Below are 19612 nucleotides of genomic sequence, written 5' to 3'. Positions count from 1 at the left end.
CCGGTAAATAGAGGGAATTTATTCCTCGAGCTCGACGTTCCAGTAGGAGATATCGACGAAGTTGAGATAGGGCTCCCATTCCTTATACATTACAGCCTTGATGTATATGTTGGAGAACGGGTCCCAGAGAGGCTTCTTGGGCTTCCTCTTGAGCTTCATCCTTGCCTGCTCGGGGGTCCTGCCGCCCTTTTTCCTGTTGCAGTCGACACAGCAGCAGACGACGTTGTCCCAGACGCTCCTCCCTCCCTGCGAGCGGGGAATGACGTGGTCTATAGTGAGCTCGGAGCGGGAATATTTTCTCGCGCAGTACTGGCACGTGCCGCCGTCCCGCCTGAATATATTTATGCGGTTGAACTTGGCCTCTTTCCTTATGACCCCTTCATACCTCACGAGCACTATCACGCGCGGCGTCAGTATGACGGCGTTCACCGTCCTTATCACGTCCTCGTCCTCTTTCATCGCGGAAATCTGCGACCAGGACTCGAAATCGAAGGTCTCGAAATCCGAGCCCACGGCCTTCGCCACGCCGCTGTACATCAGCACGAATGCCCTTTTGACGCTTGTGATTGTGACCGGGACGAAGTAGCGGTTAAGGACTAACACGGGGGCGGTTAGCATATGGTATGTGAATTTACCTCTTTTTAATGTGCTATTCAAGTAAAAATGTGTTAAAGTATCGTTAAGATGTAACTTTTTATAAAAATGGCCTAAAAACAGAAATTACTTGACTTATAGGTTCCTCCGTTCAAAGTATTAAGGGAAATCAATGAATACGCTCGTAACCGCATTTCTGATCCAGCTGGCCCTCTCGGCGATACTCTTTGCGATGCTTTATTATTTGATAGCGGCAAACACAAGGCTCAAGAAAGAGATCGAGGCCGAAAGGCTAAAGGGTCCCACCAAGAGTTAGCCGAATGTATCCGGAACTTATCAAAATCGGGAACTTCTCCATATCCTCGTTCGGAGTGATGATAGCACTCTGCTTCGTAGCAGGGTACTGGGTGATAACGCTCGAAGCCAAGAGGAAGAAGCTGAATGAAAAGCTAGTAGGGAATTTGTTCCTCGCGACGATGGCTGGCGGGATTATAGGAGCGAAGCTGTTATATGTATTCGAGAACGTGCCGCTTTCGGAGCTCCTGAGACACCCCCTCGACAACCTTCTCTCGCGGGGCGGGCTCACCTATTACGGGGGGTTCTTCGGCGCGATAATCCTTACATGGATCATCGCCCGGAGGAACAAGCTCAGCATGTGGGTCGTGGGCGACCTTGCTTCTCCCGCGCTGGCCCTGGCATACGCCATCGGACGCATCGGGTGCTTACTCGTGGGGGACGATTACGGGGTCCCGTCAGACCTGCCCTGGGCAATGCCGTTCCCTAAGGGGCTTCCGCCGACGGACGTGCCCGTACATCCGACCCAGCTCTACGAGATCATTATAATGTCGGTCGTTTTCGTGTTCATATGGAAGATAAGGAAGCTCGAGAGGCCGGCGGGATGGCTCTTCTCGATATATCTCATACTGGCCGGACTCGAAAGGTTCTTCATCGAATTTCTCAGGAACACGACGCCTAGCCCCATACCGGGACTCTCACTGGCTCAGCTCATGGCAGTATTTATTATCATAGTCGGCGCGGTAAAGCTCTACAGGCTCCGCTCGGCTGGAGAGACCGAGCTCGCACCCGCAAGCCCCAAACAATCCGCAAAGAAGAAAAAGGCGTAATTTTAGGACCCCTATTCACACGTTACGATCAAACATTGCCTGATCTTCGAAAAGTTTGCACAGTATCCCGGCTAAACATACGCACTTCGACACGCTTCCGTCTTCGCTAAAGCTACGCCGGACAAGCAGGACGAACGGGTCGGGCTTCGTTGTTGAATTAATCGGAGGAGTTGGAAGGAATATTAAAACACACTATGTGTGTGCCTGCGGGTGTTCACCCGCACCTTCCTTCTCATAATTAGCGCATTGGGTATCTTTTATCCACCATGAACAGGATAGGCAGTAACGACGTCGTCTTGGCCGCGCTCACGGGGGTGCTTTATCCACTCACGTTCATGATCCCCTACACAGGGTTACTCGCCTGGGTGCTCCTCGTGCCGCTCTTTTGGGCGATCGAGCAGAAGTCCGCGAAAGACGCATTCAAGCTCGGACTCCTCGCAGGGCTCGTCTCGAACTTCACGGGGACGTACTGGCTGATAGGCACGCTCAGCAGGTTCGGGGGGTTCCCCATAATCGTGAGCGTCCTCTTCATTATTGTCCTGAGCGCGTTCTCCGGCTTATCCTACGCGATATTTTCATACATAGTCACGAAGCTCGGCTTCTTAAAGAGACCGGGCGTCGTATCCGCATTGCTCATAGCCTCCGTGTGGACGTCCGTCGAATACCTCTTCCCGTTCCTCTTCCCCTACGGGATCGCAAACTCGCAGGCGGACTACATACCTGTAATACAGGTCTTCGACCTCCTGGGCGTCTATCTCCTGAGCTTCATTATAGTGGTCGTCAACGTGACGCTCTTGAGAATTATTAAAAAGTTCACGGAAGGCCGCCGCTACCCCGTACACGAGATTGTATTATCGGCGGTTCTTATTATCGCCACGCTCCTCTATGGATATTACAGGATAGCCGAGGTCGACAGGGAAATCGCAGAGGCTCCCAAGCTCAGGATAGGCATGGTTCAGGCGAATTTCGATTTCCTCGAAAAGTCGGAGAGCCAGGAAGAGGTGGTCACCGAGAGGCATAAGGAGATGTCCAGGGTACTTAAGTCGGCGGAACTCATTATATGGCCCGAGACGGCTATACAGGCATGGTTCCCGACGGAATCCGATTATCTCCTGGTGAGGGAGGAAATGGGCGTCCCCCAGATGGACGGTAAATACTTCATAGTCGGGGGCATGTCTTTCACTCCCAAAGAACCAGACGCCGAGGTGCTGACGGACGAGAACCTCATCAAATACAACACCGCTTTCCTCACCAACTCGGACGGCGTGATAATGGGAAGGTATCATAAAATAAAGCTCCTCCTCTTCGGCGAGTACCTCCCGTTCACGAACCTGATCCCCGCGCTCAGGAATATAAGCCCGGCTTCGGGCGACTTCACGCCGGGCAGCGAGCTCAACCTTTTCGAGATCGAGGAAAAGGGGGCGAGGATCGCCCCCATAATCTGTTACGAGGACATCATCCCGTCGTTCAGCAGGAGGTTCGTCGAGAAGGGCGCCAACCTGATAGTCAACATCACGAACGACGCATGGTTCGGGAGGACCGTAGCCCCTTATCAGCACCTCTTCGTATCGATCCCGAGGACGGTAGAGACGAGGAGATACCTGCTCAGGTCGACAAACACCGGAATCAGCGCCGTTATAGACCCGGTCGGCAGGGTGGTCGCGAAAACCCCGATCTTCGTCAAGACCGACCTCGAGAGCGAGGTGGGGCTCATGAACGGGGAGCCCACGATTTACACGCGCGTGGGCGACGTCTTTCCCGCGGCGTGTCTCGTGTTCTGGATAGGGTTTGCGGTCGTTACGAAGCTAAGACGAAAGAATAGCGCCGAGGGCGTCGAGGAATGAGTCATTTTCAAACGGAGTGCCGATCGTTACCCGCATGCAGTTCTCGAGCCTGCCCGGCCTGTTGAAATTTCTTATGAGCACGTCCCGCCCGTGAAGGGCCTTGAAGACCGAGTCCGCGTCCCTCACCCTGAAAAGAATAAAATTGGCGTCGCTCGGATATGCATCGACCCCGGTCATCCCGGAAAGGGCGTTGAATACCCTCTCCCTCTCCCTCACGATGAGCTGTATGTTCTCGTTCACGAATTCGTGGTTCCTGAGTATGACCTCGGCCGCTCCCTGAGTGAGTGAGTTGATGTTGTAGGGATACCTGACCTTGTTTATCTCGTGAACGAGGCTCTCCCGCCCGTAGAGTATGCCGAGCCTGAGTCCGGCGAAACCGACCTTGGAAAGGGTGCGGAGTATTATGAGGTTCTCGTGCTTTTTGATTAAAGGCAAAAACGTATAGCCGCTGAAATCGGAGTACGCCTCGTCGACTACGACCACGCCCTTCGACAATCCTATTATTTCCCTTATCTTACCTGCTGAATATGCATTGCCCGTCGGGTTATTGGGGGAGGCGAGAAAAATGATGTCGGGGTCTTTTTTCTCGATCAGAGACGCGATTCTGTCCATGTCGAGATCGAAATCACGGTCGAGCTCGGCCTCGAGAAGCTCCTTCCCGAGCGCGAGCCCGGTGATCCCGTACATGGAGAACGTCGGCGTGGGATAGAGGACGCTCCCCGTGCCGCCAGAAAATGCGGTAATGAGCATGCCTATGAGCTCGTCAGAGCCGTTGCCGAGGAGAATACCGCCCGGGGGGAAACCGTTTATCCCCGCGATAAGCTTTCGCAGCTCCAGGGCCTCGGGGTCGGGGTACCTGTTTACGTCGACCGAGCGCAGCTTATCGATTACCTTTCTACCTACTTCGGCGGGGAGGGAAAACGGGCTTTCGTTTCCGTCGAGCTTAATGCGGGCCTCGAAGCGGGGTACAGAATAAGCTGTGAGGCTCCTGATTTCTCCCCCGACTCTTGATTCGAGAAGGCCCTTACCCTTCGACTTTCCCTTTTCCTTTACTTTGTCAGACATATTTAGCGGCAGGGAATGCGTATGTCATATTTTTACGATTCCGGCTTCCGTGACGACTTCTTTCCGTTGAGCCTTACGGCCACCGAGAGGGCGTGGGCTTCGAGCTCTTCGCTGTAGGCGAGGTTCATGACGGAGGCGGAAAGCGAATCGAAACCCTTCTTCGAGATGGAGATGATACTCGGCATGCGTAGGAAGTCGAAAACGCTGAGCGGGGATGAAAACCTGGCCGCTCCTCCGGTAGGCAGGACGTGGCTCGGACCCGCTATATAATCTCCGAAAGCTTCGGTCGACATGGAGCCCAGGAATATCGCTCCCGCGTGATTTATCTTTTTAAGCACGGATTTGGGCTCTTTCACGCAAAGCTCGAGGTGCTCGGGCGCAAGCGCGTTCGCAAGACCCACGGCCTGCTCCATGTTTCCCGTGACGAATATCCTGCCCTGTTTCCTTACAGATTCCCCGGCGATCGCCTTCCTCTTGAGCCTCTTGAGCTGCCGGGAGACCTCTTCCTCGATTTCATTCGCGTAAACGCGGGAATCGGTGACGACGATGGGAACCGCCATTTCGTCGTGCTCCGCCTGGGCGAGCAGGTCGGCCGCTACCCATCCGGCGGGGGCGCTGCCGTCGGCGACTATGAGCACTTCGCTCGGCCCGGCTATCATGTCAATATCGACCTCTCCGAAGACGAGCTTCTTCGCGATGGTTACGTAAATGTTTCCGGGACCGACTATCTTATCCACCTTGGGGACCGATACGGTACCGTAAGCGAGGGCAGCAACAGCCTGGGCTCCTCCGACTTTGTATACCGCGTCGACGCCAGCAATCTCGGCTGCGGCGAGAACAGCCGGGTTTAACTCTCCGCCGGGGCATGGCGTCACGAGCGCGAGCTCGCTCACGCCGGCTACTTTCGCGGGTATCGCCGTCATGAGCACGGTAGAGGGGTATGCCGCCTTTCCGCCGGGGACGTACAACCCCGCCCTCTCTATCGGCCGTATCACCCAGCCGAGCTCGTTCCCGAGAGTGTCCCTGAAAGTGATTTCGGAAGGGAGCTTGAGCCTGTGAAAATCCCTGATGCGCTTCCCGGCCCTAACGAGGTCGTCCATTAATCGTTTAGGCACCGCCGAGCGGGCTTCGCGGAACTCTTTTCTCGAGACCTTTACCGTTTTACCGGTGAGCGATACCCTGTCGAACCTCTTCGTATACTTGAAGAGAGCCTTGTCCCCGTTTTTCCTGACGTCCTCTACTATCTTCCTGGTCGAGTCTTCGAGGCCGGGATCGGAAAGGGAGGAACCCCTCCTTAAGCCCTTTAATTCCTTCTCCAGATTGCGATTATTTATTTCGATTATTTTCACGATGAGAGAGGATTATACATAGGAATGTCCTTTATCAAAAGTAAGCGGTCCGGGCCGCGTTATTATTCGCCGAGTCGGCCGCGGATAATGAAGAGCTGCTTGTCCCATCCGGTAAACTAAATCATCGAGTGCTCGGTCTTTCGACCCCGAAAATCGAAAGCTGCGGCGGAGCCGGTCAGCATCCGCGGAACAGGACTTCGTAACCGTATGAAATTACACGTATTGGAGAGAAATCTCGACATCCCTGTAACCCTGATGGAGGCCTGGGAATTCTTTTCCAATCCTCGAAACCTCCCGCTTATCACGCCGCCCGGGCTCGGGTTCAGGATGAAGTCGGAGGCCCCCGAGAGGATATATCCGGGGCTCATGCTGACCTACACAGTTACGCCCTTCTTCGGCTTCCCAGTAGATTGGGTTACGGAGATAACCCAGGTGAGGGAGCCCGAGTTCTTCGTAGACGACCAGCGCATGGGCCCGTACAGGCTCTGGCACCACGAGCATGCGTTTGAGGAAATAAGGGGCGGCGTCCGGGTCCGTGACCTGGTGCACTACGCGCTTCCCTTCGGGCCGTTAGGACGCATCGCCCACGATCTCGTGGTCAAGAAGCAGCTGAGAGAGATATTCGATTACAGGAGCGCGTACCTGTCGAGCAAATTCGGGAGGATTTCCTGATACGCAGTTACAGGATACGCCGGGCGCTAAGAAGCGGCTCGACAGATTGCCGTGAACTTCACTCTACAGAAAAACGCGCGGCAGGCCCTCTGGGCGTATGACAGTTTGACAGCTCAGGGAGCGAAAATATAATTTCTTCACATGGAAGACAAGGTAATAAATATCGCGCAGTATAAATACGACCAGGCAGAGAACGATCTCCGCATGAAGCTCGTCGAGTACTCGGAGCGCCCGGAGATCCAGTCCCAGATAGGGGAGGCCTTTTACATATGGAAGGACGACCCCGACTTCATCCCGGACGAGATAACGGACTCGGAGATCGATGACCTCACTTTCGAGAAATTCTTCGACTGGTTCATCCATGACTTCAGGCTCCTCGATACGGGCGAAAGGGTCATAGAGAGGTTCTGTCATGATGAAACCGCAGCGCTCACCCAAGCGGAGGAAACCATCCTCAAGGGATGGCTCGACAGCGTATTCAGCTTTTTCGAGGTCGGCGAGGTAGCGCCGGGGGAATACTGCGACATAAAGGACCTGTTCCTGAATGAAGAATTCAGGGTCCATGACTCCTCATCGTCAAAGAAGCTGAAGACATCCGACATCATCGGGGCGAGACCCCTGCGCGCCGGAGACAATACATATTTCTCGGGTGTCGTATCGGCCTACCCTGCAGCGTTCAAGAATATAATAATCGAGCACTTCGAGAGCGGGTTCGACGAATACAGGAAAGCCCGCGGAGACCGGGGCGATAAGAAGGGATACCTCAGGGACCTGGGATTTCAGATCTCGAGCTATCTCGAGGACCTGGCGAGCAACCCGCATTTCATCACTCCCGAGGGGGAGGACCTCGTACTTGCATCGGCGGTTTATGAGGTCAGCGACAGAGACGCGGCGCTCAAAAAGCTGGGCGAGAACAAATTATTGAAAGAGATAAGCGGGCCCGGCGACGAGATAAGGGTATTTATCATGGACATAGGCGGGAGGAGCAATATATCCGGCACCCTCGAGGTCGATGACGAGAGAATCGGCATAGAGACATACTCCATCGAAATGCTCGAGAGAGCCAAATCAGTGATCGAGAGGGAGCTTCAAGGTCTTATAGTGCATTTCGAAGACAAAACGAAGGGGATGGAGTCGTATACCGAGAAAAGCAAGAAGGCTAAAGCTAAATTGCAGAGGCTCCCCCCAGGGGTTAAAAGCAGGAAGGAGCTTGACAGGAGCCTCGACGAATACTACGCATCCTGGGTCGACCGGCCGCACCCGTCGCTGAACGGACTCTCGCCCAGGGAGGCGGCGAAAACGGCTGAAGGGAGGAAGGGACTTGATATCGTATTGAGCGAGCTCGAAAATATTTACAAACACGCAGGCCTCCGCGGCGAGCCCTATTTCGACGTCGCGAAGTTAAGAAAAGAGCTTAAGCTCATATAAGGGATAACACGTTAAGAGCAATCCCGGTCGTCAGCATATCGAGCAAAAATACGATCCGATATGAGCGGTATTAAGCGAATATCATACTAAAGTATGAATCGATTTGTTCATATACATACTTTCTTCCTATCAAAAGACCTACTTAAGTCTCGTTGACTGTACATAACCCCATCCCTATACTATATTATAGATTTAGGAGAGGAGGGTATACCAACATGACACGAACTTTAAAGAACGCATTCACGATTGTAACGGCGCTGTTGTTGTGCTATCAAGCAATATCCCCTGTTTTTGCGCAGACATCGCTCGATGCCCAGGTATCGCTAGGAACGATGAAGGTATCCGATGAAGTGAAGGTTATCCTGATCGACGGGAGCGAAGTCACTTTAAAGGACGAGACTTACCCGATATACCCGGACATGATTATAGATACCCTCGACAACGGAAAAGCGACTCTGATCGTCAACGGCGGGAAATACGTAATAGAGCCCAATTCAATCTTTAAGGTACAATCAATCGGCGACGGTTTTACCGGGCTTTTGCTTACTCAGGGGGATAAGGGAGAGGTCTGCTATTGCTTTAATCCGAAGGCGGGGTTCCTCGTAGATACGCCTGAGGCGGATACAATCCCTCCCAGCGAGAGCGCGATTAAAGCGGGATCGCCGCAATATGTCGACGGCAGAACCAATGTTACCGACAATATCACATCAGCAGTCCAGTACGACGGATACGCCGATTTCAAAACCAATATGACCACTCAAACACTCGAACCCGGAGACGCTGCATCGAATCCCGAGAAGCAGAACCCGTACGATTCGTTCGAAAACAAATCCGGGTGCTGCTCTCCGGCTGCAGCTCCTCTGCTTATACCGGCGTCCGTTGGAGCGGCTGCGGTTACGGGAGCCGTCTGCGGTGCCCTCTGCGGCAACTCTGAGGATCCAAACGCCAGCAACGTTCTCAGGTCGGCCGAATAGAAAATTTACGGTCAAACGCGCAAAGTAAACAATTTCACTATAAAGATTATGCTTCGCTCAAATTGAGGGTGTATAATTAATTTATGGGTCAGGAGGGGTATAATTTGAACAAGCGTTTCGTGTGGGGCATAGCATTAGTGATGCTCGCCGGCATCATGCATACCGGGTGCTTCGGCGGATCCAAATCGGGAGAGTCCGTTACATTGCCCCAGGCAAAAAGGGACGTGAATCCCGAGACAGAGGAGCTGAACCGCAAACTGATTCAGGAATCTTTCAGCTCGGACGTTGCGACGGATTACCTGATCGGACCGGGAGACCTCCTCGGCGTCGAGGTGTTAGAAGCCCCCGAGCTTAACACGGAAGCCAGGGTGAATTCCCAAGACACTATTTCGTTCCCTCTCCTCGGCAAGGTGGAGGTCGGAGGGCTTACGGCCCAGGGTGCGGAGGAACGTATCAAGGAAGAACTGACCGCAAAATACATGCACGACCCGCATGTCGTTGTCGCGATAAAGGAATTCAAGAGCCAGAGGGTGGCCGTTATAGGCAGCGTGAAAAACCCGGGCACCTATGAGCTCCTCGGCAAGGGTAACCTGCTGGACGCATTGGCTTTGGCGGGGGGATTGAACGATGATGCAAGTGAAATCGCATACGTTACGCGCAAGAGCAAGCAGGGACAGGAGAAATCGGTACAGATCGACCTCAACGAACTTCTGGATGAAGGGAAATCCGATCTCAATATTCCTATAAATATGGGAGACGTTGTATACATACCCGAAGCGGGTGTAGTATATGTGGATGGAGCCGTGAACGATCCCGGGACATTCCGCATAGAGGACGACATGACGGTAAGCCAGGCGATCACCGCCGCCGGCGGAGTCTCGAGAGTTGCCGAGGAGTCGGACGTAAGCCTGATCAGAAACAAGAAGGGACAAATGCAGGTCACGGAAATAAACCTGGATGAAATAAAGGAAGGAAAAAGCCCGGATATAGTTTTAGAGGATCAGGACGTCGTGGTAGTGGGTAAAAACGCCATAAGAAACTTCTTCGACACTATCAGGCTGGGATTGTTCTTCCCGCCGTTCAGCGTCGGCGTTCAGTAGCATCAAAACGAATCAGGAAGAGAAAACGTAAAATGGAAAACGGCAACAGGGATAATATGATTGGAGATAACAAGGGGAGGAATCTTGTACCCGATAATGAGGAGAGGGCTCTGCGTACGTACCCGAATACGCCCGATATACTGAGGGCTTATCCGGTTGACGAAGAGAGTCCGATTCACCGCTATCTGGAAGTCGTGCTCAGGCGGAAGAAAATCATCATCGCCTTTTTCGCCATAGTATTGATATCGACCCTCATATCCACACTAATGACGAAACCTGAATTTAAGGCCACGGCGAAGCTCGAAATCTCGCTTGAAAACCCCAAAGTCGTAAACTTTGACCAGGTCGTCGAGCTCGAAACGAAATCCGAAGAGTTTTATGAAACTCAGTACCTCCTCCTGAAAAGCCAATCCCTTGCGAAACTGGTTGTCGAGAAGCTGAACCTGGCCGAGAGGCTGGAGCTCGAGGCAAAAAACAACAAGCCTAACATCGTATCGAGAGCCGTGTCGAGCGTCAAGGGCCTGATACGAAGCACTATCGGCGGAATAAAGAAGATGATCGTCAAGCCGTCCAATACAGGCCCTGCACTTTCCCCCGCGGAGGCGGCGGCCCTCGCCGAAGTGAGCAAGCAGGACTCGGTGATAAACACCTTCATCGGCGGTCTTCAGATCGCACCCGTCGGGAATTCGCGCCTTGTCGAGGTGAGCTACGTATCGAAAGACCGCAAATTCGCGGCTGACGCCGTAAATACGTTGGCCAATACGTTCATAGAGTGGATACTAAACAGGAAGCTGGATGCTACGAAGCAGGGCAGGGATTTCCTGAGAAAACAGATCGAACAGGCACAGGCAAACCTCGAACAGTCCGAGGAGAGACTCAACGAATTCGCCAAGAAAAACGACATCGTTTCTCTCGACGAAAAGATGAACATTACCTATCATACGTTCTCGGAGCTGAACGACGCACTGGCAAAGGCCGAAACCACGAGACTGGAAAAGGAGTCGCTCTATAAGCATGTACAGGACGGCAACATAGAAGCACTGCCAATGGTTTTAGGCGATCCCTATATACTGGGTCTCAAAGGAGAGCTCGCCAAAGCGAACTCCGAGTACAGCCAGTTAAGCGCTACATTCAAATCGGGCTATCCGAAGGTTAAAGAGCTCGGAGCCAGGGTGGCGGAATTACAAAGAAAAATCAATGAAGCCGAAAGCAGTGTGGCTTCTTCCATAAAGTCGGATTATGAAGCGGCGTTAAAGAAAGAAGAAACTCTCAGGGAGAGTTATCAGAAACAAAAGACGCTTGCCTCGGCGCTGAATGACAAGTCGATCCAGTACAACATATTAAAGAGAGAGGTCGAATCGAACGAAACCATATATAACACCCTTCTACAAAGGCTTAAAGAAACCGAAGTTTCCTCAGCTATCAAGGCAAGCAATATTCAAATAGTGGATTACGCCCAGATACCGGTCATTCCGTTTAAGCCCAACGTGACTTTAAATCTTCTGTTCGCATTTATCATAGGCTTGGGCGGTGGAGTGTTCCTGGCATTCGTCATGGAGTTTTTCGACAATACAGTGAAGACCTCCGAAGAGGTAAGAGACAAGCTGAGACTGCCCGTCCTCGGCGGGGTATTCGAATCGAGTCCGACAGACAGTCTTGGCTCACCGGTAGAGAAATCGTTCCTGCTCGACCCAAGATCGCATATCGCCGAATCGTTCAGGACCATAAGGACATCCCTTTTACTTTCGACCCCCGGGAAGCCCCCGCGCACAATCCTGATAACCAGCTGCTTCCCCGCAGAAGGAAAAACGACGGTGTCTATTAACCTCGCGTCTTCCTTTGCGCAGGCCGGCAGTAAAGTACTTCTGCTGGAGGCAGACCTCAGGCGGCCGAGGATAGGAACAGTTCTCGGTAATAACGGGAACGGACTCAGCAGCTATCTGACCGGCAATTCGAATCTGAACGATGTTATATCACAAGGGGAGATACCCAATCTGTACGTACTACCCGTAGGTCCTTTACCCATCAACCCCGCTGAGCTCCTGGGCTCTAACCGCATGAGAGAGTTGATTCAGTCATTAACAGGTGAATACGACTATATAATAGTTGACGGCCCGCCGGCACTGGGTTTCGTCGACTCGCACATAATATCGAGCATGGTCGACGGCGTAGCAGTGGTCGTAAGAGCCGGCAAGACACCAAAGAATTCCATAAGGGAGCTCATAGACAGGCTGTGGAGCTTGAAGGCGAATTTCCTGGGCGTTATCGTCAACGGAATTGAGCTCAACCAGAACAGTTACTACTACAAGTCTTACAATTATTATTACGGTGAAGACGAGGAGAAGAAGAAGCTCGCAGCCGCAAAATCCGCCGAGAACTTGAAACAGGACGATTTGGGTAAATCCATATAGTTTATTCAAGTCTCGGGGATATTTTCCCGTTATCAAGTTAACTTCACCTGCAAAAGTCACTTATCCGTATACAGCTATTTAATTCAGCTTGTCATATGAAATTTACGATAGGTTCGAGGCTTTCTCTATATATATCCGTACTACTGACAATATCGATAACGCTGTTTCTAACATGGAACTCCGCAAAGGGCTGGCTTTCCTATGTTTACGCCGAAGACCCTCCCCCGGCCGGGTTAAATGAAGCCATCCAGGTAGAGAGTGAAAACTCGCAATTATACTTCCTCCTGGCCCAGTATTACGAGAATTACGACTTCACGGCGCCTCGCGAAAAGATATTCGAACTTTACAGGAAAGCACTACAGCTCAACCCTTTGAATTACAACTATTGGTATTACCTGGCAGAATTCCTCTCGACGGAAGGCAAAAGGGAGAAAGCGTTATACGCTCTCAACCAGGCCACGCAGCTTGCTCCGGGTGTCGTATCCCTGAGGTGGGCCGCCGGTATTCTGGCTTCAAGGCTCGGGGACGAAGAAGCGCTTAAGAGAAATCTGCATGCGGTCATTGAATATGACACGGAAAGGCGGAGGAAGGCTTTCATTGTACTTTGGCAATCGCTGCGGAATGGAGACAGCATACTGCCGGTTATTCCTGAAACAGCCCTCGACGATTATCTGAACTTCCTGATGGACACCGATAGGATATCCGAGGCCCAAAAGGTCTGGGGGAAATTATCAGATACCGACGAAATCTCGGAGTATACATTCCTTAGATACGTCAGCACACTAATCAACAAGAACATGGCGAGGAGCGCCAAAAATGCCTGGGCCGGGAAATACGGAGACTGGGAGGGTATCTGGAACGGGGATTTTGAGAAAGGGCTCACCAATAGCGGTTTCGATTGGACTTTCAGCAGCGTAAAAGGGGCTCAAGTCAAGCTGGAGACGAATAAAGATAGGGGAAACTCCGTCAGGATAGAATTCGACGGAAGCACCAACATTGATTTTTACCATTTTCGGCAGAATATACCTGTAGAGGAGCATACCGAGTATAAGCTGAGTTCATTGATGAGGAGCAGGGACCTGCCCACAAAAAACGGTCCTTTCTGGGAAATTTATTGCATACAGACAAGTGAATTAAACGTAAAATCAGAGGAAATTCTGGGCACGACGGACTGGCACCCGGTCTCGGTAACATTCGAAACGCCTCGCGGCTGTGAACTACTGAGTATCGTTCTGCGTCGTTACACGAGTAGCCGTGTCTATGGGAATATAGCCGGAACGGTTTGGATAGACGACGTAAGTTTGAAAAAAATAAGATAGAGCGGAATCGACATAAATGCGATTTGTAAACGAAAGACTAATTCCCTTTTTAATCACGTGCGGCATCATAACGATACTTGCCTCGCCACTCCCGTATGGGAATGTCGAGACATGGTCCGTTTCGTTGATCGAGATAATCTCTTTTTTGACATCTGGCGTATGGTTGATCGGTGAAATACTCAAAAGACGCATACATATACTGCCTTCCCGTTTATATGTTTTTTTCGCACTTTTTTTCGGTATCATCCTGTTTCAGACCCTGGATCTCCCGGAGTTTATCCTCAGGCTCATTTCCCCGCACAAGGCGGAGTTGTTTCACGGAAGAAGCGAAGCCCTGAATTACATATTCGGCAACGGCGTCAAGCTGTCCGACGCGCTAAGCCTCTACCCGTTCTTAACGTATGAAAAACTTCTCCTATATCTCTCGTATGCGGCTTTTTTCTTTACGGTGTCAAGTTATATCAGGTCGAGCAAACGAATAAAAAGATTCTTCTGGATCGTATTCACGATAGCCATGGTAGAATCACTGATCGGGCTGCTTCAGTATATAATCAGCGGGACCAAGGTACCCGCATCTGGAACCTACATCAACCCGAACCACTTAGCCGGACTGCTCATCGTCGTAATACCTCTATTTCTGGGATACATTCTCTACTTAGGGTCGAATAAGGGCTCGGTCCCGAGCCGAAGGGCGGACAGATTGAAAATACACCTATCGACGCGGCTTATACTCTTATTCGCCACTTCCTTTTCCGCCATAAGCATGATCCTCGCTCAATCGAGAGGGGCCATCTTTTCATTCGTGGTGTCAATTCTCTCCTTCTACATACTGTTTTCCCGAAATAAAAAAAGCGGCTCGCTCAAAATTTTCCTGGGAGCATTCTTCGTGCTTGTAATCGTCTACTCTATATGGATAGGGTTGGATCCGGTTATTGAAAAATTTTCTGAAACTATCAAAGAATTGCCCAATCGCACCTCGATATGGAAAGATTCACTTAACCTAATAGCGGACTTCCCTTTATTCGGCTCCGGCCTCGGTAATTTTAACCTGGCTTATACGCTCTACAAAAAAGAAGCCGCGGGACCCTACGTCTATGACCACGCTCATAACGACTACATAGAGCTGATTGTCGAGACAGGCATCTTGGGTTTCGCTCTGGTGTTGACTGGATTGATATCGTACTTTATCACCGCTATCGGAGCCGTCAAAGATTTCAATCCGAAGAAAGACCCTCTTCGCTTTTATCTCACACTGGGGTGTTTAAGCGGGATGTTCGGAATGATGGCGCACGCAATCACCGAGTTCGTTTTCCAGATTCCTTCAAATGCGTATTATTTTACCTTTCTTCTTGGTCTGTCCGTGAGCATGACAGATCACTTATACAGGGTTATTCATAAAACAAACGAAGCATCCTGATTATTCAAGCATCGGCAGGATCCGCCGTCCGCGGAGGCGATCATATTCTTATTTCGTTCTTCTTTCTTATCGAGTACTGAGTCTCTAAACATTGTTTTAGACCTGCCTCCGAAATATAGCCCATGTTAAGAAGAACCTGACCTATCCAGCCGCCTTTTCTCTCCTGATACGCCAACGCTTCCTGTAATTGATCGTTTGTTATCATTTTAGAGGCTAACATAATTTCCCCTAATAAGAATTCTTTCTTCCGATTGGCGTCGACGACTTGTGCGTTTGCATTCCTCACTATCTGCAAATTCAGAAAGAAATTCAACTCCGGCTCCGATATGTACCCTTTTTCAATAAGTATCTCGCCCGTTTTCCCTCCGTATCTGCCTTGATATTCAAGCGCTTCGAGAAGCTGGGATTCTTTAATCGCACCGGATTCCAGAATTAATTGACCGATTATATTATCTATACTCTTACCGCGGAACGGCAACAATAATTCCAGGTAGCGAAGGGGTCTCATAGAGAGATATATGTGTAGCAAGAGGAGTAATATCCATATATAAGTCAGATAATACTCGGGTAAGCCCAACCATATCCCGCCGACACCCACGAGTCCCATAAAAAATGAGATCCCGAGGATTACGGCGGTCGCCTGACCGTCCGAGAGCCCGGCATACAAGAAGTGGTGGTGAAAGTGATGCCTGTCCGGATCGAACGGGTGCCGTCCCAAGCTGATTCTCCGCGCGAACTGCCCACAGATATCGTATATGGGAAGAGCCAGAAGCCAGGCGACAGAGATCGGCCGGATAACGGCTTCCTCCCCCTGCGATAGCCCTATGGTCAGCCATGCCAGAGTCAAGCCAAGGGCAAGGCTGCCGGAGTTCCCCAAGAAAACGCTGGCCCTTTTACGAAACCGGTGGCGTAGATTATAAACGAGAAACCCGGCAAGCGCCCCGGCCAGAACGACCGTATGGGACTCACCATCCAGACTCCCGGCATTAAAACTGCAAATACCCAACCACGCCACTATGATCAATCCCAGTCCTCCCGCAAGGCCGTCCAATCCGTCTATCAGGTTGACGGCGTTTATCATTAATACGATGGAGATGATCGAGAACGGAATAGCCATCCACCCGGTCCATAACATTCCCGACCCGAACAGGTCTCCGAGCTCGTAAATACGTAGATTGCCCGGTACGACGAGGAGTAAGGCCGCTATAATCTGAACAGCCAGTTTAAGCCATGCCGGAAGAGAATAACCGTCATCTACTACGCCTGTTATAAGTAAAAGAATCAACGCTGCGAAGAACCAGGCTTCAGACGAATTCACCCCGGTAAACATTACCATTACTATAAAAACCGGGAATATAGCCAATCCGCCAACCGGCGGAATCGCCCGCTCGTGCCGTTTTCGGCCTCCGGGTTGATCAAAAAACCCCATCTTGGACGCCAAACTGCATAAAAGCGGTATCGCTGCCAGGACAGCAAGAAACGAGATTAATCCGTCCAGTCCGATGGCTCCGAACATAGCATCCTCTTATCGGTGCTCCGACTTCCCTTTACAATTGCGAATTATTGAGCTATAAAGAACATTCCAATTCAAGACCCAGAATCTAGTAAACAATCAAGCTAACCGTATCCTTTCAAGAATTCCAGTGCAGCTGTAATAGCTTGTGGAAACATGGCTACTTATAACAATCCGGACCGCGGGACGATATATTTTGAGAGCCGGCATTGCTCGGACATATATAAACTACTACTTTAACCCGCCGATTTGATTTAATAAAAAGTCTATACTATATAGTTGCCTATACAAGGGTTATAACAGAAATATTACGACGGGTTCTGAGATCATTCGACTTTAATTCACCCTTGCCTATAAAGTTTTTACTTGTGACTGAGTTGCTTTATAATCGGTTTTTTTGCATTATAATTTTAGGAGTCTAAGTAACCGATTTCCCAATCATATTAATGGCTCTTAGGTCAGCATCAATATAATACTAATGCAGAAAACTAAAACAACATCAAAGATAATAAAACCGCAGCATGCGGAGATCTTGAAAGCGGTTGACCCGCAGCACAAAAACGCTCTTACGGTGCGGGAGCCGCAAAAGGGTCTGTCGCTGAGGTTGAGGGAACTTTATGAATACCATGAATTAATTTATTTCCTTATTTGGAGAGACCTAAAAGTCAGGTACAAACAGACAGCGCTGGGTGTTGCCTGGGCGGTGCTTCAGCCTTTCATGACTATGGTGGTGTTCACAATATTCTTCGGCAATCTGGCAAAAGTACCTTCTGACGGCCTCCCATACCCCGTCTTCTCTTTTGCTGCACTGCTGCCATGGCAACTCTTCGCAAACTCATTCACAAACGCTAGTAATAGCCTGGTCAACAATTACGACCTGATCACAAAGGTATATTTTCCGCGAATAATACTCCCCTGCTCCTCCATAATTGCGGGTTTGGTCGACTTCTGCATTGCATTCCTTGTATTGTTAGCAATGATATTTTATTATGGGATAATACCTTCGGCCGCGATACTGGCATTGCCTCTATTCATACTGCTCGCAATGGCGACAGCTCTTGCTGTAAGCTTGTGGTTATCCGCGCTAAATGTTCAGTACCGGGATGTTCGCCACCTCATCCCGTTCCTTACTCAAATATGGCTTTTCCTTACACCTATTGCGTACCCCAGCAGCCTCGTCCCGGAAAAATGGCGGTTCTTGTACGGTCTTAACCCGATGGCCGGGGTGGTCGAGGGCTTTAGATGGGCGCTTCTCGGTCAATCAAACGGAAGCTGGCCGCTGGTTATCGTATCGTCCATTATGGTAGTGTGCCTGTTAATAGGCGGTTTATTGTATTTCAGACGCATGGAGAGAACGTTTGCGGATGTGATTTAACATGAGCGATATAATTATAAAAGTCAGGGACGTAGGTAAAAAGTATCGAATAGGCGAGAGGAATCAGTACAGGACTATAAGGGACAGCATTACGAGCTTTACCTCAAGGGGCTATAACAAACTGATCTCAGCCTTTTACGCCAAGAGCGGACCGAACAGTTACGGACCCGGCACGGCTAACGGTAAAAATGACGCCTCCCAGAATTATTTTTGGTCCCTGAAAAATGTTAACTTCGACGTCAGCCGGGGAGAAGTAGTAGGAATTATAGGACGAAACGGCGCCGGAAAAAGCACACTGCTTAAAATTATAACGGGCATTACAGAACCTACTGAAGGGAGGATCGATATATACGGCCGCATAGCATCCCTGCTTGAAGTAGGCACGGGATTCCACTTCGAATTGACTGGGAGAGAAAATATTTTTTTAAACGGTGCGATACTCGGAATGAGGAGACAGGAAATTGAGAGGAAGTTCGATGAGATTGTCGATTTCTCGGAAATCCACCAGTTTATAGACACTCCTGTGAAGTATTACTCCTCGGGTATGAGGATCCGCCTCGGATTTTCAGTTGCTGCGCACCTCGAACCCGAGATCCTCCTCATAGATGAAGTGCTGGCCGTAGGGGACGCAGCATTCCAGAAAAAGTGTCTCGGCAAATTGAACAACGTGGCGACTTCCGAAGGCAGGACGGTGTTATTCGTAAGCCACGACATGGCGGCAATCCTTTCTCTATGTCAAAGAACTATTTTTCTCGAAAACGGACAGAAAGTTTGCGAGGGCTCGACCGATCAGGTCGTTCAACAGTATATGCAATCGATGAACTCGACCTATGAGCTCCCTTTAGACCAGAGACCCGACCACGAAGGTGACTGCAGCGTTACGGCAACATCGCTCAAGATCGAGAATTCGGAGGCCGGGAAACCTATACAGCCGGGATGCCGTCTGAAAATCAAGATCGGTTATACGGCCAAGAATCCGATACGTTACCCGCGCTTTATAATTAAGATCCGGGATTTCAGGACACGCATAAACATACTGCGCCTCGATAGCGATATTTTAAACGGGCTCCCGGAAATCCTTCCTCCGGTGGGAAGCGTCACGTGCCTGACAGAGGAATTATCCCTCACGCCCGGACGATGTGTCGCGGATCTCGAAATAAGAAGAGGTATGATCAGCGCCGATAAGATCGAGAACGCAGGGCACTTCGACATAGAAACGGAAGATATATACGGATCGGGCAAGATTCCTTCACGCGAGCAAGCCACTTCCCTTTTACAATACGAATGGTTAGTCGATGATAATTAGCCGGGGACGATGTATCGCGCACTTGAGTACTAACCAAAGCCCTCGCCTCAGCTCCGGAAAATAGAATGAATTAAAAAAATCCGAAATAATGACTACTCAGAATACTGATAAATTGATTGAA

At 50.5% G+C, this 19612-nt stretch carries 16 protein-coding genes; 12 read left to right on the top strand and 4 right to left on the bottom strand.

Annotated elements, in window-relative coordinates; translation table 11 throughout:
- Positions 1–18: 18 nt before the first annotated feature.
- A complete protein-coding gene (locus tag AB1598_12665; GenBank protein MEW6145859.1) occupies positions 19–603 on the bottom strand; it encodes an HNH endonuclease in 585 nt (194 codons plus the stop codon).
- Between the two features lie 163 nt (positions 604–766).
- On the opposite strand from AB1598_12665, the gene AB1598_12660 reads away from it, so the two are divergent.
- From AB1598_12660 to lnt, 3 genes are all read left to right on the top strand, one after another.
- The gene (locus AB1598_12660; GenBank protein ID MEW6145858.1) at positions 767–910 is read left to right on the top strand and encodes a hypothetical protein; all 144 of its coding nucleotides are present in this window, start codon (positions 767–769) and stop codon (positions 908–910) included.
- 4 nt (positions 911–914) lie between these two features.
- Positions 915–1718, top strand: coding sequence for a prolipoprotein diacylglyceryl transferase (gene lgt / locus AB1598_12655; protein ID MEW6145857.1), 804 nt, complete (start codon positions 915–917; stop codon positions 1716–1718).
- Between the two features lie 266 nt (positions 1719–1984).
- Entirely contained in the window at positions 1985–3562 is a 1578-nt protein-coding gene (gene lnt, locus AB1598_12650; GenBank protein ID MEW6145856.1) for an apolipoprotein N-acyltransferase, read from the top strand.
- Here the strand turns inward: lnt and hisC are convergent.
- Together hisC and hisD are read right to left on the bottom strand one after the other, a co-directional pair.
- Complete coding sequence (gene hisC / locus AB1598_12645) at positions 3524–4627, bottom strand: histidinol-phosphate transaminase (GenBank protein MEW6145855.1); 1104 nt, start codon at positions 4625–4627, stop codon at positions 3524–3526. The two genes, lnt and hisC, sit on opposite strands and share 39 nt — an antisense overlap.
- Positions 4628–4659: 32 nt before the next feature.
- Entirely contained in the window at positions 4660–5976 is a 1317-nt protein-coding gene (gene hisD, locus AB1598_12640) for a histidinol dehydrogenase (protein ID MEW6145854.1), read from the bottom strand.
- A 207-nt stretch (positions 5977–6183) separates the two neighbouring features.
- Here hisD and AB1598_12635 point away from each other — a divergent pair, with 207 nt between their 5' ends.
- The 7 genes from AB1598_12635 to AB1598_12605 all read left to right on the top strand — a co-directional run bounded on the left by AB1598_12635 (position 6184) and on the right by AB1598_12605 (position 15297).
- On the top strand, positions 6184–6648 hold the full coding sequence (locus AB1598_12635) for an SRPBCC family protein (protein ID MEW6145853.1): 465 nt from the start codon (positions 6184–6186) through the stop codon (positions 6646–6648).
- Between the two features lie 141 nt (positions 6649–6789).
- A complete protein-coding gene (locus tag AB1598_12630; protein MEW6145852.1) occupies positions 6790–8076 on the top strand; it encodes a hypothetical protein in 1287 nt (428 codons plus the stop codon).
- 215 nt (positions 8077–8291) lie between these two features.
- Positions 8292–9050, top strand: a complete 759-nt coding sequence (locus tag AB1598_12625) for a hypothetical protein (protein MEW6145851.1) — start codon at positions 8292–8294, stop codon at positions 9048–9050.
- A gap of 104 nt (positions 9051–9154) precedes the next feature.
- Positions 9155–10150: an SLBB domain-containing protein gene (locus AB1598_12620; GenBank protein MEW6145850.1), complete on the top strand. Its 996-nt coding sequence runs from the start codon at positions 9155–9157 to the stop codon at positions 10148–10150.
- A 32-nt stretch (positions 10151–10182) separates the two neighbouring features.
- Entirely contained in the window at positions 10183–12561 is a 2379-nt protein-coding gene (locus AB1598_12615) for a polysaccharide biosynthesis tyrosine autokinase (GenBank protein MEW6145849.1), read from the top strand.
- A 95-nt stretch (positions 12562–12656) separates the two neighbouring features.
- The gene (locus tag AB1598_12610) at positions 12657–13880 is read left to right on the top strand and encodes a tetratricopeptide repeat protein (protein MEW6145848.1); all 1224 of its coding nucleotides are present in this window, start codon (positions 12657–12659) and stop codon (positions 13878–13880) included.
- 310 nt (positions 13881–14190) lie between these two features.
- On the top strand, positions 14191–15297 hold the full coding sequence (locus AB1598_12605) for an O-antigen ligase family protein (GenBank protein MEW6145847.1): 1107 nt from the start codon (positions 14191–14193) through the stop codon (positions 15295–15297).
- A 40-nt stretch (positions 15298–15337) separates the two neighbouring features.
- Here AB1598_12605 and AB1598_12600 read toward each other — a convergent pair whose 3' ends face one another.
- The gene (locus AB1598_12600; GenBank protein MEW6145846.1) at positions 15338–16813 is read right to left on the bottom strand and encodes a hypothetical protein; all 1476 of its coding nucleotides are present in this window, start codon (positions 16811–16813) and stop codon (positions 15338–15340) included.
- Positions 16814–17288: 475 nt separating this feature from the next.
- Here AB1598_12600 and AB1598_12595 point away from each other — a divergent pair, with 475 nt between their 5' ends.
- Entirely contained in the window at positions 17289–18185 is an 897-nt protein-coding gene (locus AB1598_12595) for an ABC transporter permease (GenBank protein ID MEW6145845.1), read from the top strand.
- Position 18186: 1 nt separating this feature from the next.
- Positions 18187–19491, top strand: coding sequence for a polysaccharide ABC transporter ATP-binding protein (locus AB1598_12590; GenBank protein ID MEW6145844.1), 1305 nt, complete (start codon positions 18187–18189; stop codon positions 19489–19491).
- The last annotated feature ends 121 nt before the right edge of the window (positions 19492–19612 follow it).

This window comes from Thermodesulfobacteriota bacterium, from assembly GCA_040754335.1.
Classification (GTDB): Bacteria; Desulfobacterota_D; UBA1144; order Nemesobacterales; family UBA2774; genus 2-12-FULL-53-21.
Note: the sequence above shows the minus strand (reverse complement) of the source record. Positions and strands in the feature narration are given on the sequence as shown.